This is a genomic window from Micromonospora sp. NPDC049523, from assembly GCF_040676775.1.
Classification (GTDB): Bacteria; Actinomycetota; Actinomycetes; order Mycobacteriales; family Micromonosporaceae; genus Micromonospora_G.
The window spans coordinates 1-25,028 of record NZ_JBFAPP010000026.1; the positions used below are offsets into that span (position 1 = coordinate 1).

A 25,028-nucleotide genomic window follows, 5' to 3' on the forward strand; every position below is an offset into this window, starting at 1 on the left:
GTCGTTGTACCAAGTACCGGAGACCTCGCTGTCTATCGATCACCGCCACGCCGTGACCTCAACCTGCCCACCGTGCTTTATGAAACGCGCCCTAGGCGTCCCGGCGGCGGACGCTCCAGTAGCCGGCAGCGACAGCGAGGACCGTCCAGCCGAGCAGCACCAGCAGGCCCTGGTTCTGGGTGAGTTCGCCCGGCCCGACGGTCGCCTCCATTGCCCGCATACCGGCCTGGTCCGGCAGGAAACGCGCGGCCGACCTGGTCGCAGGAATCATCCAGAGTGCGGGCGAGACGACGAAGAAGAACGGGATGAGGATGCCCAGGGACAGGGCGGTACTCCGCAGGACGGCGGCCACGGCGGCGGCGAACACGCCGAGCAGGGTCACGTACGCGAGGCCACCGAGCACCGCTCGGACGGCGCCCGGAGCGTTCAGGTCGACCCCGTGCGGACCGAGCGCGACCTGCGTCACCAGGAACGACCCGAGTACGGTGGCGCCACCCACCACCAGGCAGACCAGCCCGGCCATCCCGAGTTTGCACAGGTAGAACAGGCCACGTCGGGGCACCGCCGCCAGTGAGGCCCGGATCGTGCCGCTGGTGTACTCGGAACTGACCACGAGCACGGCAAAAACCGTGAACGCCACGTTGCCGTAGAGCAGGCCGCCGAAGCCGGCGTCGATCGGATGGAAGTCGGATCGGATTGCGTCGCTGCTCCGGTCGATGGCGACACGGATCGAGTAGCCGCTGGCCAACGCGAGCCCGAAGCTGACTACCACACCGACCGACAGCGAGATCATGCTTGCCAGGGTGGACCTGGCCTTGACCCATTCCGATGCGAGCACCGGGCGTACCGCCGTGCCGTTCATCGGTTCACCTCCACTTCCTGATGGCCCCGGTACTCGACCGCCGACGCGGTCAACTGCATGAACGCCTCCTCCAGCGAGGCCGAACAGGGGGTCAACTCGGTGACGGTCAGGTGTTCGGCGTGGACGATGGCGCCGATCTCCTCCATCCGGGCGTCGATCACGTGCAGCGCGCCGTCCGCGCCGTCCTCGACGCTGAGCCCGCCGGCCACCAAGGCGTGCCGCAGCCGTTCCCGCTCCGGCGAACGCACCCGCACGTACGACCCGGCGTGCCGGGCGACGAAGTCGGCCGTGCTCAGGTCGGCGAGCAGTCGACCCTGCCCGATGATGACCAGGTGCTCGGCGGTGACCGCCATCTCGTTCATCAGATGACTGGAGAGGAAAACCGTTCGCCCCTCCCGGGCCAGCCGGGTGAGCAGGTCCCGCATCCACTTGACCCCCTCCGGGTCCAGCCCGTTCACCGGCTCGTCGAGGATCAGGACGGGCGGGTCGCCGAGCAGGGCGGCGGCCAGCCCAAGGCGCTGGCTCATGCCGAGCGAGAAGCCGCGTACCCGTTTGCGGGCCACGCTCTCCAACCCGACCAGCCCGATCACCTCCTGGACCCGCCGCCGGCCGATCCGGTTGCTGGCGGCCAGGCCGAGCAGGTGGTCGTACGCGGACCGGCCCGGGTGGGCCGACTTCGCGTCCAGCAGCGCGCCGACGTGCCGCAACGGCTCCACCAACCGGCCGTACGGTCTGCCGTCGATCAGCGCGCTGCCGGAGGTTGGCCGGTCCAACTCCAGCAGCAACCGCATGGTGGTCGACTTGCCCGCGCCGTTGGGGCCGAGGAATCCGGTGACACGGCCGGGATGCACGGTGAACGACAGTCCGTCCACCGCCACCCGCCGGCCGTAATGCTTGGTCAACTGTGCTACCTCAATCACCGGACCAACATCCCAGCCGAGGGCCGCGCGGCGCGTCAGACCGAGGTTTGATCCTGTTCGCGCGACGCGTCAGACCGGGGTCTGATCCGGCACGCCACCGCCCGGGTGCCGGCCGCCGCCCAGCGGGACCAACCCACTCTCGTACGCGACGATGACCAACTGGGCGCGGTCCCGCGCGCCGAGCTTGGCCAGCAGCCGGGTCAGGTGGGTCTTCACCGTGGCCATGCTGATCTGCTCGTGCCCGGCGATCTCGGTGTTGGACAGCCCGGCGGCCACCAGTGCGAGGATCTCCCGCTCCCGGTTGGTCAGCCCGGCCAGCCGGGTTCCGTCGGTCCGGGCCGGCTCGGCTCGACCGAACTCGGCCACCAGTCGCCGGGTCACTGTCGGGGCGAACAACGCGTGCCCGCTCGCCACCACGTGCACCGCGTTGAGCAGGTCGGCCGGTGGGGTGTCCTTGAGCAGGAAGCCGCTCGCCCCGGCCCGCAACGCGCCGAAGACGTACGGGTCCAGGTCGAACATGGTCAGGATGAGGACGCGTACGTCCGCCGTCGCCCGGTCGGCGCAGATCCGGCGGGTCGCCTCGATCCCGTCCAGGTCGGGCATCCGGATGTCCATCAGCATCACGTCGGGGCGTACCCGGGCGGCGAGCCGCACCGCGTCGGAGCCCGTCGCCGCCTCGCCCACCACCACGCAGCGCGGATCGGATTCGAGCAGCAGCCGGAACCCACCGCGCAGCAACGCCTGGTCGTCGGCGATCGCGACCCGGATCGAATCCGTCACGAGGGGGTCCCGGCCGTTCGCCGGTCGCCGGCCGGGCGGCGATCAGGCGTCGGGTACGGCAGCCGGGCGCGGACTCGGAAGCCGCCCTGCTGACGCGGTCCCGCAGTCAGCTCACCGCCGTGCATGGCCACCCGCTCCCGCATCCCCGGCAGGCCGTGCCCGCTGCCCGCGATCGGGGTACGCCCGCCAGCCCGCCGCTCGTCCGGCCCGTCGTCCAGCACCTCGATCATCACCTCGGCATCGTCGCACCGCACGGTGACCTGGCAGCGGGTCAGCCCGGCATGCTTGATCACGTTCGTCAGCGCCTCCTGGAGAATCCGGTACGCCGAAACCGCCGTCCCCTCCGCCAGCCGGTCCGTACCGGTGATGTCGGACCGCACGTCGAGGCCGGCCGCCGCCGCCCGTGCCACCAGGACGTTCAGATCCCCCACCGCCGGGGCCAACTCCGGCTCGACCTCGATGTCCGGTGCGACGCCTCCCCTGCCATCGCTCCCCCTGCCATCGCCACCACCCGGGTCGGCGCCGTGCGCCGGAGCGCTGCCGCTCGGGTCGGCGCCGTGCGTCGGAGCGCTGCCATTCGGGTCTGCGCCGTCGGCCGGGTCGGTCCGCAGCACGTACAGGACCTGGCGCATGTCGGTGAGGGCCGAGCGGCCTACCCGCTCGATCAGCTCGAGTGCGTCGGCCGCCGCGTCCGGCTGGGTGTCCGCGACGTGCCGGGCCACCGCGGCCCGCACGGTGATGATCCCGAGGTTGTGCGTGACGATGTCGTGCACCTCCCGGGCGATACGCAGCCGCTCGTCAGCGACCGCCCGGGCGGTCTGTTCCGCGTTGCTCCGAGCCTGGTAGACCCGGCGTTCGCGGACCGCGACCCCAGCCGTCCACGCCGCCCCGACCAGCGCCAAGCCGGGCAGCAGCACACCGATGGCCTCCGCACCGGCGGGGGTCGGGCCGGCGGAGACGCTGAGCAGCAGCAGGACCAGGGTGAACACGCCCAGCATCCGCCACCGGATCCGGGTGAGTGGCCGGCCGGCGAGCGCGGCCGTGTAACCGGTCAGCGCGGCGGCCAGGAACGGCTCGTACAGCACCCCGGACGCCAGGGCCAGCACCGAGGCCGACGCGACAACCAGGAACACCGGCACCGGCCAGAGTCGGCGTACCGCCACCGGGACGGCCATGAGGAGCACGACCAGGCACAGCGTGAGCGCGGTCGAGCCGATCACGGGGCTCCCCGAGGGGGCACGGGTCATCGGGGCGAACGCGTACCACAGGCCGAGGACCAGCGCGAGCAGCGCGTCGAGCGCGATCAGCTCGCCACGGCGCAGCGGGCGGGTAGGAAGCGACGAGGCGGTCACCGCACACCTCCTCCGGCACGACTTTCCCCGCAGCCTATCCGGCCCCGCTGTTCGCCCTGGTCGGCGCAGAGAGAGGTCGACGTGACGCCCTGCGCTCCGGTTCAGGCAGCGCGGGTGTCGTACGTCGCGCGGTTGGCGAGCACGTCGTCCATGTGCGTCTCGGCCCAGGTCTTGAGGCTGCGCATCATCTGGTGCAGTGACAGGCCGAGGTCGGTCAGCTCGTAGGCGACCGTGACCGGCACGGTCGGCGTCACGGTACGGGTGACCAGACCGTCACGCTCCAGGGAGCGCAGCGTCTGGGTGAGCATCTTCTGGCTGACGCCGGCCAGCAGGCGGGACAACTCGGAGTAGCGCATCGACCGGGGCTCGCCGGCACAGTCGGCACCGAACCGGTGCGAGCCGTCGCTGCCCAGCGCGGCCAGGACCAGCGTGACCCACTTGTCGGAGAGCCGGTCGAGCAGCTTGCGGCTGGGACATCCGGCGAGGAAAGCGTCGTATTCCGCCTTGGTCTGTGCCCTCTGCTGCGCCGCCGTCATCGTTGCCATCGACCGCTCCTCCAAACATGGGTGCGTTACGCACTCGGAAGTGCCTACTTCCTACCAGGAAGTTACCCATCGATAGTGAAGCAGGCATCCGTCAGGTACCAGGACGGTCCGGTCACACACGAAAGTCAGAGAGGTATGCGCATGCTTCCCGCTTCCCTTCCCGGTGGCACCTGGACGCTGGGCGACCTGACCGTCACCCGGTTCGGGTACGGCGCCATGCAGCTCGCCGGCCCCTGGGTCATGGGGCCGCCCGCCGATCACGACGGCGCGCTCGCCGTCCTCAGGGAGGTCGTCGACCTCGGCATCACCCACATAGACACCAGCGACGCGTACGGGCCACACGTGACGAACCGGCTGATTCGGGAAGCGCTGCATCCGTACCCCGAATCGCTGCACGTGGTGACCAAGGTCGGCGCGACCCGCGACCAGCAGGGCGGCTGGCCCCCGGCCCGAGAGCCGGAGAACCTGCGCCGGGCAGTTCACGAGAACCTCGAAAACCTCGGCCTCGAGGCGCTCGAGCTGGTCAACCTTCGACTCGGCAACGCCGAGGGACCCGTGCCCGGCTCGCTCGCCGAGCCTTTCCAGACCCTCGTCGAACTCCAGCAGCAGGGCCTGATCCGGCACCTCGGGGTGAGCACCGCGACGGCGGAGCAGGTCGCCGAGGCACAGTCGATCGCGCCGATCGTATGCGTGCAGAACATGTACAACCTCGCGTACCGCCAGGACGACGGACTGGTCGACGCGCTCGCCGAACAGGGGATCGCCTACGTGCCGTACTTCCCGCTCGGTGGCTTCAGCCCACTGCAGTCCTCGGCGCTCTCGACCGTAGCCGCCCGGTTGGACGCGACGCCGATGTCCGTCGCCCTGGCCTGGCTGCTGCGGCGGTCGCCGAACATCCTGCTCATCCCCGGCACCTCCTCCACCACTCACCTACGCGAGAACATCGCCGGCGCGGGACTCCCGCTCTCCGACGAGGACCTGGCCGACCTGGACAAGATCGGCCGCTGACAACGCCGCACGAGGTAACCCGTTGCGGGGTCAGTGCGCCCCGGCGGGCGTCCACATGGTTGCCTTCATTTCCTGGGGTAGATGTCGATCCATGGCCGGACCGACCGCGCGCAGGTCCAGCCGGTCGGCCCAGCCCGATACGGACACAGCCCCGGCCGGTCGCCCGAACACCCGGACGCCTATCCGCAGCGACGGTCCGGGGCGCGTTCCGGGAGGCCGTACGTCCATCCGGTCCCACGGGCCGGCCGCGTTGCGGAGGTCGCGCACGACAAGCGCGAAACGCCGACTCTGCGTCGGGACGGATTCGGGGGCGGCCTATAGGTTTGGGGAGCTGCACCCGGTCCACCTACCGACACCGCTCGACCCGGAGGAACAACCGATGGCAAAAATCATCTCCACGCTGTTCATCTCGGCCGACGGTGTGGCCGAGATCGATCCCGACTGGCACTTCCCGTACTTCGACGCGAACATGGGCCGCGCGGTCGGCGAGGACTACGACACCGCCGACGTGCTGCTCATCGGCCGGGAGACCTACGACAGCTTCGCCGGGGCCTGGCCCGACCGCGAGGCCGCGGGCGGGGACGACGCACCGTTCGCCAAGCAACTCGGGGACGTACGCAAGGTGGTCGTCTCGCGTCAGCCGCTGGAGTTCTCCTGGCGCAACTCCGAGCTGATCAAGGGCGATCTCCTCGATGCCGCGAGTGCGCTCAAGGCCGATGCCGGCGTCAAGGGCATCCTCATCCCCGGGTCGATCTCCGTGGTGCAGCAACTGCTCGCCGCAGGGCTGGTCGACGAGCTGCGCCTGCTGGTGCACCCGGTGGCGGCACGTAAGGGCCGCAGGCTGTTCGACGACGGCGATGCGGCGTACCACCTGAAGATGACGGCGACGGAGGCGTTCCCGACGGGCGTGATCCGCGTGATCTACGCGCCGACCGCAGAACCCGCCAAGGTCGGCTACGACGAGGTCAAGGACCAGGTCCCCGCAGGAAAATAGTCACCATGGCCACCCATTGGACCTTGGGATGCGATGCCGCCGATCCCCAGCGGCTCGCCACCTTCTGGGCGCTTGCCCTCGGGTATGTCAAGGAGCCCGGTTTCGACGAGCCCGACAACGCGTCTATCGTCGACCCGGACGGCAGCGGGCGCGCGATCAGCTTCCTGAAAGTGCCCGAGGGCAAAACCGCCAAGAACCGGATGCACATCGACGTGCGGGTGGCGGGTCCGGGTCCCTGGGACATGACCGAGCGGGCACGACTAATCCGGCAAAAGGTGCCCGAGCTGGTGTCCGCCGGTGCGACGGTGGTCCGCGAGGAGTGGTACGGCGACAACCTGGGCCACGTCGTCATGCTTGACCCCGAGGGCAACGAGTTCTGCGTCGCCTGACGCCGTGGTGGGATGCGAGTTCGAGGGCGGTGGAGATGACGAGACACGTCGCCGCGCCCCTGGGGAATCTCCCACGGACCTGTCGCCCTGTGTCTCTGGCAGCCTGAAGCGATGCGTTCCCTTGGTTGGCCGAACGACTTCCGTGGAGAGCCGTGGGCGGACATCGCGACACGGTTGCACGCCGTCCTCGACAGCAGCACGACCTATGAACCGGTGCTCGACATCGTCGACAGCGTGATCGCGTTCGAGGCTGAGAATCTCTTGGCCGGCATCACCTCGATGACCGACCTCATCGTCACAGCCGTACCCGTCACACCAGCACCGGTCGACGTCATCGTGGTCCGGTCGGCCCACGACTGGGTCACCATCGAACATCTCGCGCACACCGGCCGTAACGACCGGATAGCCAGGCCGGCTCAAGACGGGGTCGCCCTGTTCTGGCGATTCGTGATTGAAAAGTTCGGAATTCACCCCACGGCGACCGGTGCACCACCTGACCAGGCATCACGCTGACGGACTGGATCGTTTCGCCGTCGGAGATGTTGACCCAGGGCCGTTCGGTATGGGAGTCGCAGCATGGACAGACGTTCTCCCACGTGTAGTGCTCAGCGGCTGGGAACATCACCGAGTCATCCGAGCGTGCACCGTGTCGTGTAGCGACCCGGCGAGATCCTGCCATCGCGCTGCACCGCCTGCGGCTGCGTCCGGCTGAGCCGCATCCCCTCGATCGCTCCCCAGGTGTACCGTCGGGGTACATCGTGTACCCAATCTCAACCCCGGTGAGGTGTCAGATGGCCGAGCAGGCACAGCCCACGCCAGGACAGCGGGTCGAGCGTCTACGCCGGGCTGCCGGCCTCTCACGGGAGAGGCTCGCCGGACTGGCCAGCCTCTCGCCCACCACCATCAAGTTCATCGAGAACGGCAAGCGGAGCTTGACCCTACGGGCAGCCCAACAGCTTGCTCCACACCTCGGCGTTCGGGACCTCGGCGACCTGTTCGGGCCGGCGGTCACGCTGTCGCTTGACGGCCGCCCCAGCCACCCTGCGGTCGAAGACGTCCGCCGGGCGTTGACCTCATGGCACGTGACGGTGAGCGGGGAGCCCGCCACCACCGAGTACCTGCGCGGGGCGACCGACTCCGCTTGGCAGACGTGGCACACCTCGCGCCAGCAGCGGACCGAGATCGGAGCCCTGCTGCCCGGCCTGCTCAAGTCCACCCAGCGGGCGGCACGACTCCACGAGGGACCCGACCGACGAACCGCCTTGGCCCTGCTTGCCCAGTCGTACCACTTGGCTCAGGCATACCTGGCATGGCACGGCGACCGCGAGCTGTGTTGGCTGACAGTCGACCGGGGCATGGCCGCGGCCATGGACGCGGACGACCCTCTCGCCCTGGCGCAGGCCATCTGGTACGCGGCGCACCTGCTCCGGTCCACCGGTCGCAGCGACGAAGCGGTGGAGCGGCTACGAGAGGCGTGCAGCCTGATCGAGCCGAGGGTTGCGGACGGCCCAGCCGAGTACGCCGAAATGCTGGCCGATCTGCATCTGTGCGCGGCGTTGACGCGGGCACGCAACGGTGACCAGGGCGCCTGGGCGGATTGGGAGTCCGCCCGGAACATCGTGCACCGGGCGCTACCGGCGGACTTCGTCGGCCTCCGTACCCGGGTGTCCCGGCCGCTGGTCGAGGTGTACGCGGTGATGTGCGCCGTCGACCTCGGTGACCCGGAAGAAGCGCAGCGGCGGGCACACGCGCTCGACCCGCTGACCATCCCCTCCACTGAGCGCAGAGGTCGGCACTACGTCGAGCTGGCCCGGAGCGCCGATCTTGAGGGCGCCCGCGAGGCGACCCTGCACCTGCTGACAAAGGCGGACGCCACCTCACCCGAGACGGTGCGGTTTTCGCCGGCAGCCAGGGACATGCTGACCCGACTGGCAACGGAGGCACCCGCGTCAGTGCGCGGAGACGCGGTCGAGCTGGCCGAACGAGCGGGCATCAACCTGTAGGGGTACATGCCGTAACCGGGTACGCCGCGTACCCCTCACTGCCTTTGCTGATACCTACTGTGACTCCATGGTCGCGGCGAGGTGTCGCACCGAGGCGCCCGTGGTACCTCGTAGCCGTCCACCTCGCCGCACCTACCGATCGCGCCGGATCGGCTGCTCCCGTGGCTGGCCCGGCGTCCCGGGGCGCGGCGACGGGACTGGCGTCGCCGCGCCCCACCTAGTGGAGGTGGGCATGGCAGCGATCAACAGCACCCGGCGGAAGTGGTTCTTGGACCCCGACCCCGTCCCTGAACCGGTCGAGCAGGTGACCCCCAGTCCCACGCAGGCACCGGTCAAGCCGACCCGCACTGTGGACCATCGCCCGGGCCTGCTGGTCGGCACGGCGATGGTCGGAGGGTCCTATCGGTCGGACGCCGCGACACGGAGGCGCCTCAACTCCCGGCAGGCTGCCTGGTGGGGGGCGTCATGAGCGACGCGGCAGAGATGATCCGGGACGCGCTGCGGGTGGTCGCCAAGCACCGGGACAGCACCTGCGACCAGTGCAAGGAGGACGGAACGTGCCGAGCGCTCGACCGGGCACGGAGCATCGTCGCAACGCCGAGCGAGTGGTGACCGCCGCCCTGCGGCCCGTCCCGCGCGGCCTGCTCCTCCGGCTCCAACCGGGCGAGTGGTACAAGGACGGCAGGCCGGCCACGACGGCAACCACGTTGCGCGTGTTCGCGATAGACCGGATGGCACCCCGGCTACGCGGACTCGACTACGAATTCTGGGTATCCGCTCACACGCTGAGATGCACCCCAACGGAGGCGTTGAAGCACGCTCCCTGCGCGAGTTCCTACGTCCCGCGCGCGGCAATCGAGCGACACCTGAGGGAGCCGACGCGGTGAGCCGACAGGACGAGCCACTCACCCCGGCCGCGATCTGGTGGGCAGCGACCCGAACCCTCGACGCCCACCTCAACGGCCGCCAGTGCCCGCAGTGCAAGGGCGCCGAGTGCGCGCAGTTAGCGTGGGCCGTACGGCAGCGGCCCGCCGGGCGAGCGGCTTCGGTGGTGCCGGTCCTGCTCGCTGGCGTGACCCCGTGACCAATCCGGAGGCGGGTACGGGGACGGTGCGGGCGCTGGTCAAGGTCACTGTCAACCTCACGCCTCGGGCGGTCGACGCCCTCGACCTGTCGTGCGCGCGGACCAGGGACACGAAGACGGACACGATCAACCGGGCACTCGTCGTCTACAACGTCGTGCAGGACCTGATGGAGCACGGCGGCGGCAGCCTCACCGTGCTGCGCCTGGACGGGAGCACCGAGCGAATCCACCTGTTGTGACCAGTCCGGGCCGGCGGTAGCCGGCTACGGACAGCAAGACGTCGCCCCGGACGATCGCGGTCCGGGGCGGCGTTTGTCTGCACGGCGGGCACGGCCTCGAGATATGGGTTACAGATCGGTGCCAGGCGTCACGCTCTTCTGAATGCGGGTGAGCAATATCCGAAGCTTGCCAAAGGCGGCAGATAGTGTCGAGCATGGTGGACCTTGAGAGCTCCTTTGGGGGGGCAGTCGAGGTAGGGAAGGACGTCGCGGATGATTTGGGTCGGCAGGCCGCATTCGATCAGCCCACGAATCTGCCGGACCACCTCGACGGCGCCGTGACTGAAGTGGCGGTAGCCGTTGCCGCTGCGAGCGGGCCGAATCAGCCGTTCTTCCTCGTAGTAGCACAGCGCCCGAACGCTGACGCCGGTCAACCGCGACAGTTCGCCAATCTTCATGTCCCCCGGCGGCCAACTCTCACGTGAACATGAACCTTCAACGTATCGCACTCAGGTCCAGCGATCAGGCCGAGCCTTCCGCCGTAGGTCCAGCTCGGGCGGCTCTTCCACCAAAGCCCCGGCCCAGACACCCTCACCCGAACCAAGCTTCACGCGCCATTTCCGTTGGACCAGCCGATTTGGAAAGATCTTGAAGTCCGGCCACGCCGCCGTGCCGTGGTCAACCCGGCCAGCGTCGCCCTGTGTCTGCTCGTGTCCGCCCGCTTGACTGTACGGATGGCTGCACCCCAACAATCAGGCACTGTCACGTCGGCTGTGACTTGGGACAGATCCGCTTGCGCTGCATGTCCCCGTGCCGGTGCGTTGCTGGATAGGCAGCCGAGGCGAGGCTCTGCCGTCCCATCTTTGGTCCCATGTGTCATGCTCTCGCACCTCGCGGATCCGCTCGATCCTCGGGCATGCAGGCGACACCGGCCAAGTCCGTCAGGAATCCGACAGCACCAATGCTGCGGGCAAGTTCGCATAGGTCTAGCAGCCAGGCGGGCTCGCAAACGGCCGAAATGCCGGAAGTTCAGCTGCCACCTTGAACGAACAAGCATTGGCAACCTTCGAACAAACACGTACGTGATCACTCGGTTATCTAGAGCGATGACGATCTGGATGGTGATCTGCGCATGGCAGTGAACACCCACAGAGCGAATTGCGCCAATGCCCAGAGACCTGGCTGTGAGTGCTCCGGCTGCGGCGGCTCGCTGCACGGTTGGCGAGGCTGGACAACCCTCGCCGCCGACCCGCCACAGGTACGCGACGAACTGCGGCGCCAACTCGAGAACAGCGTAAAAAAGGACCAACGATCCGGGCGCCTGAGCTTCAACGCCCACAATCGACAGGCGTATCTCAACCTTGCACGCCTGGACGTCGCCGATCACCTGTGGGCTACTGGCCCGCGCTCGACGCTGGACAGCCGCCTGCCACTCGATGTTGACACCGCCGACCCGGCATCCGTGTCATCCGACTTCGACCGGGTGAACGTTCTTACCAAGGCGATCATGGAGGATACTTGGCGCGAGATCTCGATCGATATCGATAACCTCGTCCAGAACGAGCCGAACGCCAGGGAAGTCAAGAAAGGTTTGGCCAATCACGTCTGGTGCGGCCTGCTGGTGGCCCTGATTCAGCTGATCGAGAAGATTGACAAGGCCATCGACTTCCTCAGTGACGCGGCCAGGCAGTTCATCAAAGACGCGTTGTCACAACACTTCAAGTCGGGGATCTCCCGGCTGGTCGCCGACGCCGTCATCAACATCGTCGTGGACAAGGTGTGGTCGGCCCTGACAAGGCTACTGGAAGCCCACTTTCCCCTCCTAGGTACAGACACTCTGCGCGTCCTCCGAATACTGACCGTATACACCTGCCCTTCGGTGGAACAGCACCCAGAGGTCTACAAGCACGCCGTCGAACCGCTCATGGCGGACACCCACAAGATCATTGGAGAGGAGATCAAGACGCAAGTAACTATCCTCTTCACCGCATGGTGGGGACGACACCGCCTAGATCCTGGCGTGTGACGGCCCAGAACGGGCATCGCGGACGATCGACAGAACGGAATGCGCGTTCCTGCGGAACATCTAAGCGTCCGTGTTGCTCGACGCCGGAGAAAGCATCAAAAGCCTAGCCGTATGGCCTACTGGGCTCTCGACGGTCTTTCCATGCAGCTCAGGGCGGATCTGTCGACTACTTGGCGTTGAAGTAGTTGGCGTCGGGGTGGTGGACGATGATGGCGTCGGTGGCCTGCTCGGGTTCGAGTTGGAACTCCTCGGAGAGGCGTACGCCGATGCGGTCGGCGCCGAGCAGGTCGACGATTTTCGCCCGGTCTTCGAGGTCGGGGCAGGCCGTGTAGCCGAGCGCGTACCGGCAGCCTCGGTAGTCGTTGTGCAGCAGGCCGGCGAGATCGGTCGGGTCGTCGGTGCCGACCGTACGGCCGCCGGGTAGGACCAGCTCGTTGCGGACCCGGCGGTGCCAGTATTCGGCGAGGGCCTCGGTGAGCTGTACGGACAGACCATGCACCTCGAGGTAGTCGCGGTACTCGTTGCGGGCGAACATCTTCGCGGTGTACTCGCTGACCGGCTGCCCGACCGTGACCAGTTGCAGGGCCACCACGTCCAACTGCTCACCGCGCGGCTTGAAGAAGTCGGCCAGGCAGAGGCGGCGTTCCTGCCGCTGGCGGGGGAAGGTGAAGCGGGCCCGTTCGGTGTTCCCGTTCTCGTCCAGCACCACCAGGTCGTTGCCTTCGGAGTACGCCGGGAAGTAGCCGTAGACCACGGCGGCTTCGAGCACCTTGTCGGAGATCAGCCGGTCCAGCCAGTAGCGCAGCCGGGGCCGTCCCTCGGTTTCGACCAGTTCCTCGTACGTCGGGCCGTTGCCGCCGCGGGCACCGCGCAGCCCCCACTGGCCGACGAACGTCGCCCGCTCGTCCAGCAGGGCCGAGTAGTCGGCCAGCGGCACGCCCTTGATCACGCGGGTGCCGAAGAACGGTGGTGCGGGCACCTCGACGTCGGTGGCGACGTCGGAGCGGACCGAGGTGTCGTTGATGTCCGGCAGGGCGTCGCTGATCATGGTTCGTTGGCGCTCCCGTCGGGCCCGCCGTGCCGCCAGGGCCGCTTCGCGTTCCGGGTCGACCACTGCGGCACCGCCACGCTTGGCGATCATCACCCGGTCCATCAGGGAAAGTCCCTCGAACGCGTCGCGGGCGTAGTGCACCTGGCCGGCGTACATCGAACGGAGGTCGTCCTCGACGTAGGCCCGGGTGAGCGCGGCCCCGCCGAGCAGGACCGGCCAGCGTTCGGCGACCCCGCGCGACGCCATCTCCTGGAGGTTTTCCTTCATGATGACGGTGCTCTTGACCAGCAACCCTGACATGCCGATGGCGTCTGCCCTGTGCTCCTCGGCGGCGTCGAGGATCGCGGTGATCGGCTGCTTGATGCCGATGTTGACGACCTCGTAGCCGTTGTTGGACAGGATGATGTCGACCAGGTTCTTGCCGATGTCGTGCACGTCGCCCTTGACCGTGGCCAGCACGATTTTGCCCTTGCCGCCGTCGTCGGCCTTCTCCATGTGCGGTTCCAGGTACGCGACCGCGGTTTTCATCACCTCGGCCGACTGGAGCACGAACGGCAACTGCATCTGGCCGGAGCCGAACAGTTCGCCGACCACCTTCATCCCGTCCAGCAGGGTGTCGTTGATGATCGCCAGGGCGGGGCGCTCGGTCAGGGCGTCGTCCAGGTCGGCTTCCAGGCCCTTGCGTTCGCCGTCGACGATCCGGCGCTTGAGTCGTTCGTCCAGCGGCAGACCGGCGAGTTCCTCGGCCCGGGTGGCACGCGCCGAGGCGGCGTCGACGCCCTCGAAGACCTGGATGAAGCGCTGCACCGGGTCGTACGCGGGCTGGTCGTCGGTGGCCGGACGGCGCCGGTCGTAGACCAGGTCGAGCGCCGCCTCGCGCTGCTCCGCCGGGATCTTCGACATCGGCAGGATCTTGCTGGCGTGCACGATCGCGCTGGTCAGACCGGCCTGCACGCACTCGTGCAGGAAGACCGAGTTGAGCACCTGGCGGGCGGCCGGGTTGAGCCCGAAGGACACGTTGGACAGCCCGAGGGTGAAGTTGACGCCTGGGTAGCGCTGGGCAATCTCCCGAATCGCGTTGATCGTCTCGATGCCGTCGCGGCGGGTTTCCTCCTGGCCGGTGGCGATCGGGAAGGTCAGCGTGTCGACCATGATGTCGCCCAGCGACAGCCCCCACCGGCCGGTGAGGTCGTCGATCAGTCGGGAGGCGACCCGGACCTTCCACTCCGCCGTACGGGCCTGGCCTTCCTCGTCGATGGTCAACGCGACCACGGCGGCGCCGTGCTCCTTGATGATCGGCATCACCCGGGCGTAGCGGGATTCGGGACCGTCGCCGTCCTCGAAGTTGACCGAGTTGACCACGCACCGGCCGCCGAGCATCTCCAGCCCGGCCTCGATCACCTGCGGCTCGGTGGAGTCGAGCATGATCGGCAGGGTGGACGCGGTGGCGAACCGGCTGGCGAGTTGGCGCATGTCCTCGGCACCGTCACGGCCGACGTAGTCGACGCAGAGGTCGAGCAGGTGCGAGCCGTCGCGGGCCTGGCTGCGGGCGATCTCCACGCAGGCCTGCCAGTCACCGGCGAGCATCGCCTCCCGGAACGCCTTGGAGCCGTTGGCGTTGGTCCGCTCCCCCACCATCAGCACGCTGGCGTCCTGGGCGAACGGGACGTGGTGGTAAATCGACGCGACCCCGGCCTCCGGCTGGGGCTGGCGCGGGACCGGGGTGGCCCCGGCCAGCCGCTCGGAGACCGCCCGGATGTGCTCGGGGGTGGTGCCGCAGCAGCCACCGACGAGAGATACGCCGTACTCGTTGACGAACCGGTCCAGGGCGTCGGCCAACTCCTGCGGGGTCAGCGGGTAGTAGGCACCGTCTGCGGTGAGCTGCGGCAGGCCGGCGTTCGGCATCACCGACAGCGGCACCCGGGCGTGCTGGGAGAGGTAACGCAGGTGCTCGCTCATCTCGGCCGGGCCGGTGGCGCAGTTGAGCCCGATCAGGTCGATGCCGAGTGGTTCGAGGGCGGTCAGCGCGGCACCGATCTCGCTGCCGAGCAACATGGTCCCGGTGGTCTCGACCGTGACGTGGCAGATCAACGGCACCGTACGGCCAGCCTGCGCCATCGCCCGGCGGGCACCGACCACAGCGGACTTGACCTGGAGCAGGTCCTGGCAGGTCTCGATGATCAACGCGTCGACACCGCCGGTGAGCAGACCGGTCGCGTTCTCCAGGTACGCCTGGCGCAGCGTGTCGTAGCGGCTGTGTCCGAGAGTGGGCAGCTTGGTGCCGGGCCCGATCGAGCCGAGTACGAACCGGGGCCGCTCCGGCGTCGACCACTGGTCGGCGGACTGCCGCGCGATCCGGGCGCCGGCCTCGGCCAGCTCGACGATCCGGTGCTGGATGTCGTACTCGCCGAGGTTGCCGAGGTTGGTGCCGAAGGTGTTCGTCTCGACGCAGTCGGCACCGGCCTCGAAGTACGCGTCGTGCACCGAGCGGACGACCTCGGGCCGGGTCACGTTCAGGACCTCGTTGCAGCCCTCGTAGCCCTCGAAGTCGTCCAGACTCAGATCGGCTGCCTGCAACATGGTCCCCATCGCACCGTCGGCGACGAGGATCCGGGTCGCGAGAGCGTCCAGCAGCGAAATAGGCACCCGTCCAGGCTAATCCGGATCGCGCCTACTGACGGTTGCACAACACACACTCCCACATTATGTGATTCGCGTCGCCTAGTCTGCTCCGTACCAGGTTGTCCGACCTGCGGTGATCTAAACGGCCGTACCGGTCGGTTCGGCCGGGCCGGACGGCGGCCTGACGGGCGAGGTCGCGTGCGAGCGTGGGGTGTCGGCGCGGCCGGCGGGCCCCATCCCGCGCAGAGACGTAGGCTGACGGACGTGAGGGACATCAGGGACAGCGCCACCGGGCCCGGCGCGGGGACGGCCGGGCTCAGCATCATCCGGTCAAGCGTTATCCGGCTCGACATCACCCGGCACGGTGACGGTGACGGCGAGGTGCTCGCGTGACCGAGTTCGACGGCCTGCCCACGCTGCGCTCGCCGGTGGCCATCGCCGCCTTCGAGGGCTGGAACGACGCCGCCGACGCCTCGACCGCGGCGGTGGAGCATCTGGAGCAGGTCTGGCAGGCCCGGCAGATCGCCGAACTGGACCCGGAGGATTTCTACGACTTCCAGGTGAGCCGGCCGACGATCACGATGGCGGAGGGCGAGACCCGACGGGTCGAGTGGCCGACCACCCGATTCATGCTGGCCAGTCCGGAGGGGACCGACCGCGATGTGGTGCTGATCCGCGGGATCGAGCCGAGCATGCGCTGGCGGACCTTCTGCGAGCAGATCCTGGAGCTGTGCCACAGCCTGGAAATCAACCGGATCGTGCTGCTCGGGGCGTTGCTCGCCGACGTGCCGTACACCCGGCCGTTGCCGATCAGCGGGAGCGCGTCGGACAAGGACGCGGCCGAGCGCTACCAGCTCACCCCGACCCGGTACGACGGACCGACCGGCATCGTCGGCGTGTTGCAGGACGCCTGCACCCGCGCCGAGGTCGACGCGGTGTCGTTCTGGGTGCACGTGCCGCATTACGCCAACAACCCGCCCTGCCCGAAGGCGACCCTGGCCCTGCTGCACCGGGTCGAGGAGGTGCTCGACCTGCCGGTGCCCATGGCCGACCTGGCCGAGGAGGCCGCCGAGTGGGAGCAGCGCGTACGCTCCGCCGCAGAGCAGGACGCCGAACTCGGCGAGTACGTCCGGGAGTTGGAAGAGCGGGTCGGTGACGCCGGCATCCAGCCGTTGACCGGCGACGAGATCGCCCAGGAGTTCGAGAAGTACCTGCGTCGTCGGGGCGGTTCCGCCGGCCCGACCGCCGGCTCCTGGTAGGGCTTCACACACCGGTAACAAAGGGACATCTGTCGGATAGCTGACAGATGCGGAGTGACACATCGACCTGGATGATCATATGTCGGGATGATCACTCCTACCCCGCTTATGGGGCTCGTGACCGGTTTCTGGAGCTTCAAGACCTTCGCGGCAGCGGTCGAACTCGGCCTGTTCACCCGGATCGCCGGTGGACAGGTGCTGACGGTGCAGACCGCCAGCACCGAGTTCGGCCTCGCCGCACGCCCGGCGGACCTGCTGCTGTCAGCCTGCGCCTCGCTGGGACTGTTGGAAAAGACCGACGGCGGCTACCGCAACTCCGCGCTGGCCGAGGAGTTCCTCGTCGCCGGGAAGCCGTACTACTTCGGCGGCCAGGTGCGCTACTGCGACGAGCGCACCTACCTGCCCTGGCACCGCATCGGCGAGGCACTGCGTACCGACAAGCCGCTCACCTGGGACCCCCAGGCCAAGGGGTCCGTGTTCGACGCCGACGACCCGGAGATGCTCGCCCTGTTCTGGGAGGCGATGTACTCCACCTCGATCTTCACCGCCCGCGCACTGGCCGGCGCGTACGACTTCACCGGTCACCGGCGGCTGCTCGACGTCGGCGGCGGGGCGGGAGCCTTCTCGATCGAGCTGTGCCGGCAGTACCCCGGCCTGCAAGCCACCGTCCTCGACCTGCCGCACGTCTGTGCCCAGGCCGACGGGAAGATCGCCGCCGCCGGGCTGACCGGCACGGTGGACGCCACCAGCGGGGACTTCCTGGCCGACCCGGCGCTGCCCGAGGGCTACGACGCGGTCCTGCTGAGCATGATCCTGCACGACTGGGACGAGCCGACCAACGAGCTGATCCTGGCCAAGTGCTTCGCCGCGCTCTCCCCCGGCGGCACCATCATCATCTCCGAGCTGCTGCTCAACGACGACCGGACCGGGCCACCGGAAGCCGCGCTGATGGGGATGAACATGCTGGTGGAGACCGAGGGCGGGAAGAACTACTCCGGCGCCGAGTACCGCGAGTGGCTGGGCCGGGCCGGCTTCACCGACATCCGTACGGTCGCCTTCGAGGCACCGGGCGCGAACGGCGTGGTGCTCGGCCGCAAGCCGTGATCCGCTGCCGCTGAACGCGTAGGAGTTTCGCGGAAGGTCCGGCCCTCAGCGTGTCGCTGCGGGCCGGACCACCGCGCGTACGGCATCCTAGGAACCTAGTTGTGCTGGTAGGGGCAGGGACCTAGCTGGGCTGGCAGAGGAGGACCAGGTGCAGATCAATCCGGGGGCCGCCGAGTTCCCGCACCGGCAGATCGCGAGCCAACTGCGTACCCGGGTCCGTCAGGGCGACTGGGCGGCCGGTGAGCGGCTGCCGAGCATCCCGGCCATCGCGGAGATGTTCGGGGTCGCCAAGCAGACCGTGCAACGCGCCATCGACCAGCTCCGGGTCGAGGGCGTACTGATCACGAAGCCCGGCTCCGGCACCTACGTACGCGGCACCCGACGCCGGCTCAACCGGCTCTCCCGGGGCCGCTACGGCGGTCACCGGGGCTACCACGCCGACCTCGCCGCCCGTTACCGCCAGCACCTGATCCAGGTCGGCCGGGCACCGGCACCGCCGGAGGTGGCCGACGCGTTCGGGGTGCCGGACGGCACCGAACTGGTCATCCGGCGGCACCTGGTCCGGACCGAGGAGGTGCCGGTCGAGGTGGGCGCCTCCTGGTTCCGGGTCGCCGACGCCGCCGGCACCAGCCTGGAACGGATGGAGTCCTTCGGCCGGCCGCTCTACCAGGAGGCCGAGGAGGCCATCGGGCGCGGGTACGCCTCCGCCACCGACACCATCAGCGCCCGGCAGCCGAGCCGGGAGGAGGCGGAGATCCTCCAGATCCGGCCGGACACCCCGGTCCTGCACCTGCTGCACGTCGCGTACGACGAGCGGCACAAGCCGATCGAGGTGGCGCAGGCGACCTGGCCCGGACCGATGACCACGTTGACCGAGGAATACCGGATCCCCGGACCCACGGCCGACCCCGAGCCCGACCCCGGCCTGGTGCTCGGCTGACCGGGATCGGTTCGGAAGGGGACGGAGTTACAGCTTCACGCCGAGCAGTGCGTCGACCGTGTCGGCAAAGAGCGCCGGGGCGGCCGGGTCGTCGCCGTCACCGGCGAGGGTGGCGTCCACCCACGCGTCCACCAGCGTCAGCGCACCCGGAGTGTCCAGGTCGTCGGCGAGCCGGGCCCGTACGCCGGCAAGCAGCTCCGCCCCGGACGGCCCGGCGGTCGCCGCGGCCGCCTCGCGCCACCGGGCCAGCCGCTGCTGCGCGGTCTTGAGCACCTCGTCGGTCCAGGTCCGGTCCGACCGGTAGTGATCGACGACCAGGCCCAGCCGCAGCGCCATCGGGTCCACCCGGTCGGCGCGCAGCCGGGACACGAAGACCAGGTTCCCCTTGGACTTCGACATCTTCTCGCCGTCGAGGCCGATCATGCCCGCGTGTACGTAGTGCCGGGCGAACGGCGCCTCGCCGGTCAGCCGCTCCGCGTGCGCGGCCGAACACTCGTGGTGGGGGAAGAGCAGGTCGTTGCCGCCGCCCTGCACGTCGATGCTGTTGCCGAGCAGGTCCAGGGCGATCGAGGCGCACTCGATGTGCCAACCCGGTCGGCCCGGCCCGAGGGGTCCGCCCTCCCAGGCCGGCTCGCCGTCGCGGGCCCCGCGCCAGAGCAGCGGGTCGAGCGGGTCGCGCTTGCCCGGCCGGTCGGGGTCGCCGCCGCGCTCGGCGGAGAGCACGAGCATCTGCTCGCGGGAGAGGTTCGACTCGTAGCCGAAGCGGGGCGCGGCGGCGAGGTCGAAGTACACGTCCCCGGTCCCGTCCTCCAGCCGGTACGCGGCACCGTCGTCGTAGAGGGCGCAGACCTTGCCGACGATCGCCGGGATCGACTCGACCGCGCCGACGTAGTGCGCCGGGGGGATGATCCGCAGGGCCTCCATGTCCTCGCGGAACAGGGCCGTCTCCCGCATCGCCAGCACGATCCAGTCCTCGCCGTCGCGCTGGGCCCGCTCCAGCAGCGGATCGTCGATGTCGGTGACGTTCTGGACGTAACGCACCTCGTGCCCGTTGTCGCGCCACATCCGCTGCACCAGATCGAAGGTGATCATGGTGGCGGCGTGGCCGAGGTGGGTCGCGTCGTACGGCGTGATGCCACAGACGTACATCGTCGCCGGCCCGGTGGGGCGGCTGCGGTGAACGGCGCCGCGCGCCGAGTCGTACAACGCCAGTGGCTCACCGGTTCCCGGCAGCCGTGGCACCTGATGCCCCGTCCATGCGTCCATGACGGCCAGCCTAGCCAGCCCGGACCGGTCGATCGGGACAGCCCGAGGTGATCAATGCGACAGGGCGCATACGTGGAAGCACGCACACGGGTCCGATGCCTGGTCAGGACCGGTGGGTCGGGGTCAGATCGGTGGCCACGGGATCGCCGGCCAGTCCTCGGGCGGGACCGGGAACCGGGACGTCTCCAGCAACCGGTTCACCCGGGCGGAGACCTCCGCGACCTCGCTGATGGTCAGGTGTTCGGCCAGTTCCTCGCCGAGGGGCCCGACGAGGTTGGCGGCCAGCTCGCTCAAAACCTCGATCGCGTCCGGCGGCAGGGCCCGCCGGGACCAGCCCCAGAGCACCGTACGGAGCTTGTCCTCGACGTGGAAACTGACGCCGTGGTCCACGCCGTAGATCCGGTCGTCGGTGCCGACGAGCACGTGGCCGCCCTTGCGGTCGGCGTTGTTGATCACCGCGTCGAAGACCGCCATCCGGGCCAGCCGGGGATCGTCGGCGTGCGCGAGCGCGTACGGCACACCGTCGTCGTCCTGGGCGGCGGCGACCCGGAACCACCGGGGCGGCAGGCTGCCCGCCGGCACGAACCCGACCAGCGGTTCGGCGTCGGCCGGCTCGTCGATCCAGAGCTGGCAGGCGCCGGGGCCGAACGGACCGTCGCGCAGCACCGTCGGCGGGACCACGTCCCAGCCGCTGGCCCGGGAGACCAGGTACGCGCTCACCTCACGGCCGGCCAGGGTGCCGTCGGGGAAGTCCCACAGCGGCCGCTCGCCGCGTACCGGCTTGTAGACGCACCGGGCGGTCACCCCGTCGAGGGTGAGGAAGCCCCGCAGAGTGGTGTTGGAGGCGTCGGTCAGCCGCCCCTCCAGCTCGAACTCACCGCCCCGAAGCAGGCGTAGCGCGTCGCTCTCGTCGAGCACCGGCTGCACGTCGGACGAGGTCACCGCAGCGGCACCCGGCCGCTCGGGGCCCGGCCGATCCGGGTCGTCGGGGCCATGACCATCAGCGGTGGTAGCCGTTGTGACGTGGGCAGAGGTGGCCGGCGGGGTCGAGTGGCTGGCCGCAAAGCGGGCACGGCGGCCGTCCGGCGTTGACCACCCGGCGGGCCCGCTCGATGAACTCCCGCGCCGCCTGTGGGGTCAACCGCACCCGCAGCCGGTCGAGGTCGTCATCGGGCTCCTCGTCCTCCTCGTCGGTTTCGTCTACCTCGTCCGGCTCACCCAGCTCGACCTCCGCCTCGGCCTCACCGGCCGCGATCGCCTCGATGACCACCGTGGCGGTGTCGACGTCGAAGGCGAGGCCCAGCGTGCCGACGCGGAACTCCTCGTCGACCGGGTTGTCCAGCGGGTCGTTGTCGGAGGTGACCACCACCGGTTCGGGCAGCTCGACGCCGAAGCGGCGCTGCGCCTCGGTCAGCAGCTCTTCCAGCTTCTCGGCCAGCAGCGACACCTGGACCTTCTCCAGGGCGACACTGACCACCCGGCCGCCGCCCTTGGCCTGGAGAAAGAACGTCCGCTCTCCGGGCGGGCCCACGGTCCCAGCGACGAACCGCTCTGGCGGCTCGAAGGCGTGCACCTGGTGGGTCATACCCACGACCCTATCCGGCCCGATCCGCCGCCGCGCAGCGCACCGACCCGAATCGCCGGGCACCCCCGGCGCGGCCGCCTGTACGACCCTGTCGTGCCTGGTGGAACGGCTGCACCGGCCTGGTCGGCGGGGCCGGCGGTGAGGTCGGGCACCGGGCCGGTCCGGTCGGCCGGGCTCATCGTTGCAACCCCGGTTCGCCGCTGCCGGCACCGCCGCCGATCGCGGCGTCGGAATCGGCCGCGCGTGGCCGCCGCCGCCGGGTCCGGCGAGGCGGTACGAGGTTGCCCAGGTCACCGGCGGAGTCGTTGAGCCGGAGCACGAACGGCCGGGTCGGCGTGTAGCGGATCGCGGTCACCGAGGCCGGGTCGGCCACGATCCGCTGAAAAAGATCAAGATGTACGCCGAGCGCGTCCGCCACGATGGCTTTGATCACGTCGCCGTGGCTGCAGGCCAGCCAGATCGCCTCCGGCCCGTGCTCGGCGGTGACCTTGGCGTCCCAGCGGCGTACCGCCGACACGGCGCGGGTCGCCATCGCCGCCATCGCCTCGCCACCGGGGAACACCACCGAACTCGGGTGCTGCTGGACCACGGGCCACAGTGGATCCTTGGCCAGCTTCTTCAGCGGCTGCCCCTCCCAGTCGCCGTACCCGCACTCGATCAGGTCGTCCTCCAGGGTGGGCGGGACCTGCGGCAGTGCCAGCTCCAGGGTCTGCAGGCAGCGGATGAGCGGGCTGCTGACCACGGCCGCCAGCGGGAGCGGGCGCAGCCGGGCGCCGGCCGCCACGGCCTGTGCCCGGCCGGTCTCGTCCAGTTCGACCGGCTGGCGTCCGGCCAGGCCACCGCTGGCGTTCGCGGTGGTCCGGCCGTGTCGCAGAAGTAGGAGGGTTGCCACGAGCCCTACCCTACGACGCCGTCCCTTACCGGCGACTCAGGTAGTGCCTTACCGGCGGCTCAGACGCCATCCACCGGCGGCTCAGGTGGCGGTGATGGTGCCGGTGATGAGCAGGGCCAGGACCAGGCTGCCCAGGGCGACCCGGTACAGCACGAAGGCGTACAGGGTGTGGTGGGCGACGTAGCGCAGCAGCCAGGCGATGGAGACGTAACCGACCGCGAACGCGATCAACGTGGCCACGATCATCTGCGCGACGGTCGGGATGGAGCCGTCGCCGCTGTTGTCGAAGACGTCCGGGATGCTGAACAGGCCGGACATCACCACCGCCGGAATGGCCAGCAGGAACGAGTAGCGGGCGGCGGCCTCGCGGGTCAGGTTCAGGAAGAGCCCGGCGGTGAGGGTGCCGCCGGAGCGGGACACGCCGGGCACCAACGCCGCCGCCTGGGCCAGGCCCATCACCACGCCGTCGCGCATGGTGAAGTCCTTGATCGTCCGGGTCTGCCGGCCCCAGTACTCGGCGAAGGCGAGCACGAAGGCAAAAACGATCAAGACGGTGGCGACCAGCCACAGGTTACGCGCGGCGGTACGAATCTGGTCGGCGAACACCAGGCCGAAGACCCCGATCGGGATCGAGCCGACGATGACGTACCAGCCCATCCGGTAGTCCAGGCTGCCGCGTACGGAGCGGTCCCAGATCCCGACCACCCAGATCCGGGTGATCCGCCAGATGTCCTTGGCGAAGTAGACCAGCACGGCCGCCTCGGTGCCGAGCTGGGTGACCGCGGTGAACGAGGCCCCGGCGTCCCGGTCGAAGAAGATCGCCGAGGTGATCCGCAGGTGTGCCGACGAACTCACCGGCAGGAACTCGGTCAGCCCCTGTACGAGGCCGAGCACGATCGCCTCGATCCAGCTCATCCGCTCACCACCCGGCTCACTCGCCCACCCCGGACAGCTCCAGCGCCTCGGCGGCGGTCCGCAGGGCCTGCACCCCGCTCTCCACGTCGGCGACGAAGAGGGTGATCGACAGGGTGGTCACCCCGGCTGCGGCGTACTCGCGCATCCGGTCGGCGATCCGCTCCTTCGGGCCGAGCAGCGAGGTCCGGTCGATGAACTCCAGCGGCACCGCCGCCGCCGCGTCCCGCTGCCGCTTGGCCAGGTAGAGCTCCTGCACCTCGCGGGCCGCGTCGCCGTACCCCATCCGGGTGGCGAGCTGGTTGTAGAAGTTCTGCTCCCGGCTGCCCATGCCGCCGACGTAGAGCGCGGCGTACCAGCGGACGAGTTCCGCGGAGGCGGCGATGTCGTCGCCGAGCACCAGCGGAACGCTGGGTACGACGTCGAAGCCGGCCAGTTCCTTACCGGCCTTGGCCCGCCCGGCGGCGACCGAGGCCAGCTGCTCGGCGGCGAACTCGGGCGAGAAGAAGACCGCCAACCAGCCGTCGGCGATCTCACCGGCGAGTTCCAGGTTCTTCGGCCCGACCGCGGCGAGGTAGATCGGCACGTGGTCGCGGTACGGGTGGAAGCCGAGCCGCAGCGCCTTGCCGGGTCCGTCGGGCAGCGGGAGCTGGTAGTGGACCCCGTCGTACTCGACCTGCTTGCGGCCGAGCGCGAGCTTGACGATGTCGACGTACTCCCGGGTGCGGCCCAGCGGCTTGGCGAACCGTACGCCGTGCCAACCCTCGGAGACCTGCGGCCCGGAGACGCCGAGCCCGAGCCGGAACCGGCCACCGGAGAGGGTGTCGATGGTCGCCGCGGTCATCGCGGTCGCCGCCGGGGTACGCGCCGGGATCTGCATCACCGCCGCACCGAGGTCGATCCGCTCGGTCTGCCCCGCCATCCAGGCGAGCATGCTGGGTGAGTCCGACCCGTACGCCTCGGCGGCCCAGACCACCGAATAGCCGAGCCGGTCCGCCTCCTGTGCCAGGAGCAGGTGGTCGGCGGGGGTGCTCCACGCCGTCTGGTAGCCGAGGCTGAGCCCGAGTCGCACTGGTCCTCCCCATCCGCGTGCCAAGTCGCATCAGGGTACGCAATGACCGGGAACAGCCCGGTCACCCGGTGGGCAACGCGCCGCCCGGAATGGTGCAGTGGTGTCGGAAGGCCGTCATTCGGGCGTTCATGCAGGTCCGAAACA

Annotated in this window: 26 protein-coding genes; 13 read left to right on the forward strand and 13 right to left on the reverse strand. The window is 69.4% G+C overall.

What is annotated here, in order from left to right:
- Positions 1 to 91: 91 nt before the first annotated feature.
- From AB0J90_RS30010 to AB0J90_RS30030, 5 genes are all read right to left on the reverse strand, one after another.
- Positions 92 to 862, reverse strand: a complete 771-nt coding sequence (locus tag AB0J90_RS30010; protein ID WP_363601561.1) for an ABC transporter permease subunit — start codon at positions 860 to 862, stop codon at positions 92 to 94.
- A complete protein-coding gene (locus AB0J90_RS30015) occupies positions 859 to 1,782 on the reverse strand; it encodes an ATP-binding cassette domain-containing protein (protein ID WP_363601563.1) in 924 nt (307 codons plus the stop codon). Before AB0J90_RS30015 ends, AB0J90_RS30010 begins: the two co-directional genes overlap by 4 nt.
- A 69-nt stretch (positions 1,783 to 1,851) precedes the next feature.
- Positions 1,852 to 2,562 carry a response regulator transcription factor gene (locus AB0J90_RS30020; protein WP_363601565.1) on the reverse strand — a complete coding sequence of 237 codons (711 nt, stop codon included), beginning with the start codon at positions 2,560 to 2,562 and terminating at the stop codon, positions 1,852 to 1,854.
- Complete coding sequence (locus AB0J90_RS30025) at positions 2,559 to 3,914, reverse strand: histidine kinase (RefSeq protein ID WP_363601567.1); 1,356 nt, start codon at positions 3,912 to 3,914, stop codon at positions 2,559 to 2,561. The genes AB0J90_RS30020 and AB0J90_RS30025 overlap by 4 nt, the downstream gene beginning before the upstream one ends.
- Before the next feature lie 101 nt (positions 3,915 to 4,015).
- Positions 4,016 to 4,459: a helix-turn-helix domain-containing protein gene (locus tag AB0J90_RS30030; protein ID WP_363601569.1), complete on the reverse strand. Its 444-nt coding sequence runs from the start codon at positions 4,457 to 4,459 to the stop codon at positions 4,016 to 4,018.
- Between the two features lie 141 nt (positions 4,460 to 4,600).
- On the opposite strand from AB0J90_RS30030, the gene AB0J90_RS30035 reads away from it, so the two are divergent.
- The 8 genes from AB0J90_RS30035 to AB0J90_RS30070 all read left to right on the forward strand — a co-directional run bounded on the left by AB0J90_RS30035 (position 4,601) and on the right by AB0J90_RS30070 (position 10,176).
- Positions 4,601 to 5,467 carry an aldo/keto reductase family oxidoreductase gene (locus AB0J90_RS30035; protein ID WP_363601571.1) on the forward strand — a complete coding sequence of 289 codons (867 nt, stop codon included), beginning with the start codon at positions 4,601 to 4,603 and terminating at the stop codon, positions 5,465 to 5,467.
- A gap of 379 nt (positions 5,468 to 5,846) precedes the next feature.
- Positions 5,847 to 6,461: a dihydrofolate reductase family protein gene (locus tag AB0J90_RS30040; RefSeq protein ID WP_363601573.1), complete on the forward strand. Its 615-nt coding sequence runs from the start codon at positions 5,847 to 5,849 to the stop codon at positions 6,459 to 6,461.
- Between the two features lie 5 nt (positions 6,462 to 6,466).
- The gene (locus tag AB0J90_RS30045) at positions 6,467 to 6,850 is read left to right on the forward strand and encodes a VOC family protein (RefSeq protein ID WP_363601575.1); all 384 of its coding nucleotides are present in this window, start codon (positions 6,467 to 6,469) and stop codon (positions 6,848 to 6,850) included.
- A gap of 174 nt (positions 6,851 to 7,024) precedes the next feature.
- A complete protein-coding gene (locus AB0J90_RS30050) occupies positions 7,025 to 7,363 on the forward strand; it encodes a hypothetical protein (protein WP_363601576.1) in 339 nt (112 codons plus the stop codon).
- Positions 7,364 to 7,641: 278 nt separating this feature from the next.
- The gene (locus tag AB0J90_RS30055; RefSeq protein WP_363601578.1) at positions 7,642 to 8,853 is read left to right on the forward strand and encodes a helix-turn-helix transcriptional regulator; all 1,212 of its coding nucleotides are present in this window, start codon (positions 7,642 to 7,644) and stop codon (positions 8,851 to 8,853) included.
- A 465-nt stretch (positions 8,854 to 9,318) separates the two neighbouring features.
- Complete coding sequence (locus AB0J90_RS30060; protein WP_363601580.1) at positions 9,319 to 9,465, forward strand: hypothetical protein; 147 nt, start codon at positions 9,319 to 9,321, stop codon at positions 9,463 to 9,465.
- A 271-nt stretch (positions 9,466 to 9,736) separates the two neighbouring features.
- Positions 9,737 to 9,937, forward strand: coding sequence for a hypothetical protein (locus AB0J90_RS30065; protein ID WP_363601582.1), 201 nt, complete (start codon positions 9,737 to 9,739; stop codon positions 9,935 to 9,937).
- Entirely contained in the window at positions 9,934 to 10,176 is a 243-nt protein-coding gene (locus AB0J90_RS30070) for a hypothetical protein (protein WP_363601584.1), read from the forward strand. The genes AB0J90_RS30065 and AB0J90_RS30070 overlap by 4 nt, the downstream gene beginning before the upstream one ends.
- Before the next feature lie 128 nt (positions 10,177 to 10,304).
- On the opposite strand, the gene AB0J90_RS30075 is transcribed toward AB0J90_RS30070, so the two are convergent.
- Positions 10,305 to 10,613 (reverse strand): MerR family transcriptional regulator, encoded by a 309-nt coding sequence (locus tag AB0J90_RS30075; RefSeq protein WP_363601585.1) that lies wholly within the window; start codon positions 10,611 to 10,613, stop codon positions 10,305 to 10,307.
- A gap of 674 nt (positions 10,614 to 11,287) precedes the next feature.
- Between AB0J90_RS30075 and AB0J90_RS30080 the strand changes: the two genes are divergently transcribed.
- Positions 11,288 to 12,181, forward strand: coding sequence for a hypothetical protein (locus AB0J90_RS30080; RefSeq protein WP_363601587.1), 894 nt, complete (start codon positions 11,288 to 11,290; stop codon positions 12,179 to 12,181).
- Positions 12,182 to 12,347: 166 nt separating this feature from the next.
- On the opposite strand, the gene metH is transcribed toward AB0J90_RS30080, so the two are convergent.
- Positions 12,348 to 15,878, reverse strand: coding sequence for a methionine synthase (gene metH / locus AB0J90_RS30085; RefSeq protein ID WP_363601589.1), 3,531 nt, complete (start codon positions 15,876 to 15,878; stop codon positions 12,348 to 12,350).
- Positions 15,879 to 16,118: 240 nt separating this feature from the next.
- Between metH and AB0J90_RS30090 the strand changes: the two genes are divergently transcribed.
- From AB0J90_RS30090 to AB0J90_RS30105, 4 genes are all read left to right on the forward strand, one after another.
- Positions 16,119 to 16,247, forward strand: coding sequence for a hypothetical protein (locus tag AB0J90_RS30090; protein WP_363601591.1), 129 nt, complete (start codon positions 16,119 to 16,121; stop codon positions 16,245 to 16,247).
- On the forward strand, positions 16,244 to 17,113 hold the full coding sequence (locus tag AB0J90_RS30095) for a PAC2 family protein (RefSeq protein ID WP_326558626.1): 870 nt from the start codon (positions 16,244 to 16,246) through the stop codon (positions 17,111 to 17,113). The genes AB0J90_RS30090 and AB0J90_RS30095 overlap by 4 nt, the downstream gene beginning before the upstream one ends.
- 87 nt (positions 17,114 to 17,200) lie before the next feature.
- On the forward strand, positions 17,201 to 18,217 hold the full coding sequence (locus AB0J90_RS30100; RefSeq protein WP_363601593.1) for a methyltransferase: 1,017 nt from the start codon (positions 17,201 to 17,203) through the stop codon (positions 18,215 to 18,217).
- 148 nt (positions 18,218 to 18,365) lie between these two features.
- On the forward strand, positions 18,366 to 19,157 hold the full coding sequence (locus AB0J90_RS30105) for a GntR family transcriptional regulator (protein WP_363601595.1): 792 nt from the start codon (positions 18,366 to 18,368) through the stop codon (positions 19,155 to 19,157).
- Positions 19,158 to 19,184: 27 nt separating this feature from the next.
- On the opposite strand, the gene mshC is transcribed toward AB0J90_RS30105, so the two are convergent.
- From mshC to AB0J90_RS30135, 6 genes are all read right to left on the reverse strand, one after another.
- The gene (gene mshC / locus AB0J90_RS30110) at positions 19,185 to 20,423 is read right to left on the reverse strand and encodes a cysteine--1-D-myo-inosityl 2-amino-2-deoxy-alpha-D-glucopyranoside ligase (protein WP_363601597.1); all 1,239 of its coding nucleotides are present in this window, start codon (positions 20,421 to 20,423) and stop codon (positions 19,185 to 19,187) included.
- Positions 20,424 to 20,546: 123 nt separating this feature from the next.
- Entirely contained in the window at positions 20,547 to 21,365 is an 819-nt protein-coding gene (locus tag AB0J90_RS30115; protein WP_363601599.1) for an SCO1664 family protein, read from the reverse strand.
- A 58-nt stretch (positions 21,366 to 21,423) separates the two neighbouring features.
- Positions 21,424 to 22,008 carry a DUF3090 family protein gene (locus tag AB0J90_RS30120; RefSeq protein WP_326558631.1) on the reverse strand — a complete coding sequence of 195 codons (585 nt, stop codon included), beginning with the start codon at positions 22,006 to 22,008 and terminating at the stop codon, positions 21,424 to 21,426.
- Positions 22,009 to 22,183: 175 nt separating this feature from the next.
- Positions 22,184 to 22,900 (reverse strand): histidine phosphatase family protein, encoded by a 717-nt coding sequence (locus AB0J90_RS30125; RefSeq protein WP_363601601.1) that lies wholly within the window; start codon positions 22,898 to 22,900, stop codon positions 22,184 to 22,186.
- 81 nt (positions 22,901 to 22,981) lie between these two features.
- A complete protein-coding gene (locus tag AB0J90_RS30130) occupies positions 22,982 to 23,815 on the reverse strand; it encodes an undecaprenyl-diphosphate phosphatase (RefSeq protein WP_363601603.1) in 834 nt (277 codons plus the stop codon).
- 16 nt (positions 23,816 to 23,831) lie between these two features.
- A complete protein-coding gene (locus AB0J90_RS30135) occupies positions 23,832 to 24,884 on the reverse strand; it encodes an LLM class F420-dependent oxidoreductase (protein ID WP_363601605.1) in 1,053 nt (350 codons plus the stop codon).
- Between the last annotated feature and the right edge of the window lie 144 nt (positions 24,885 to 25,028).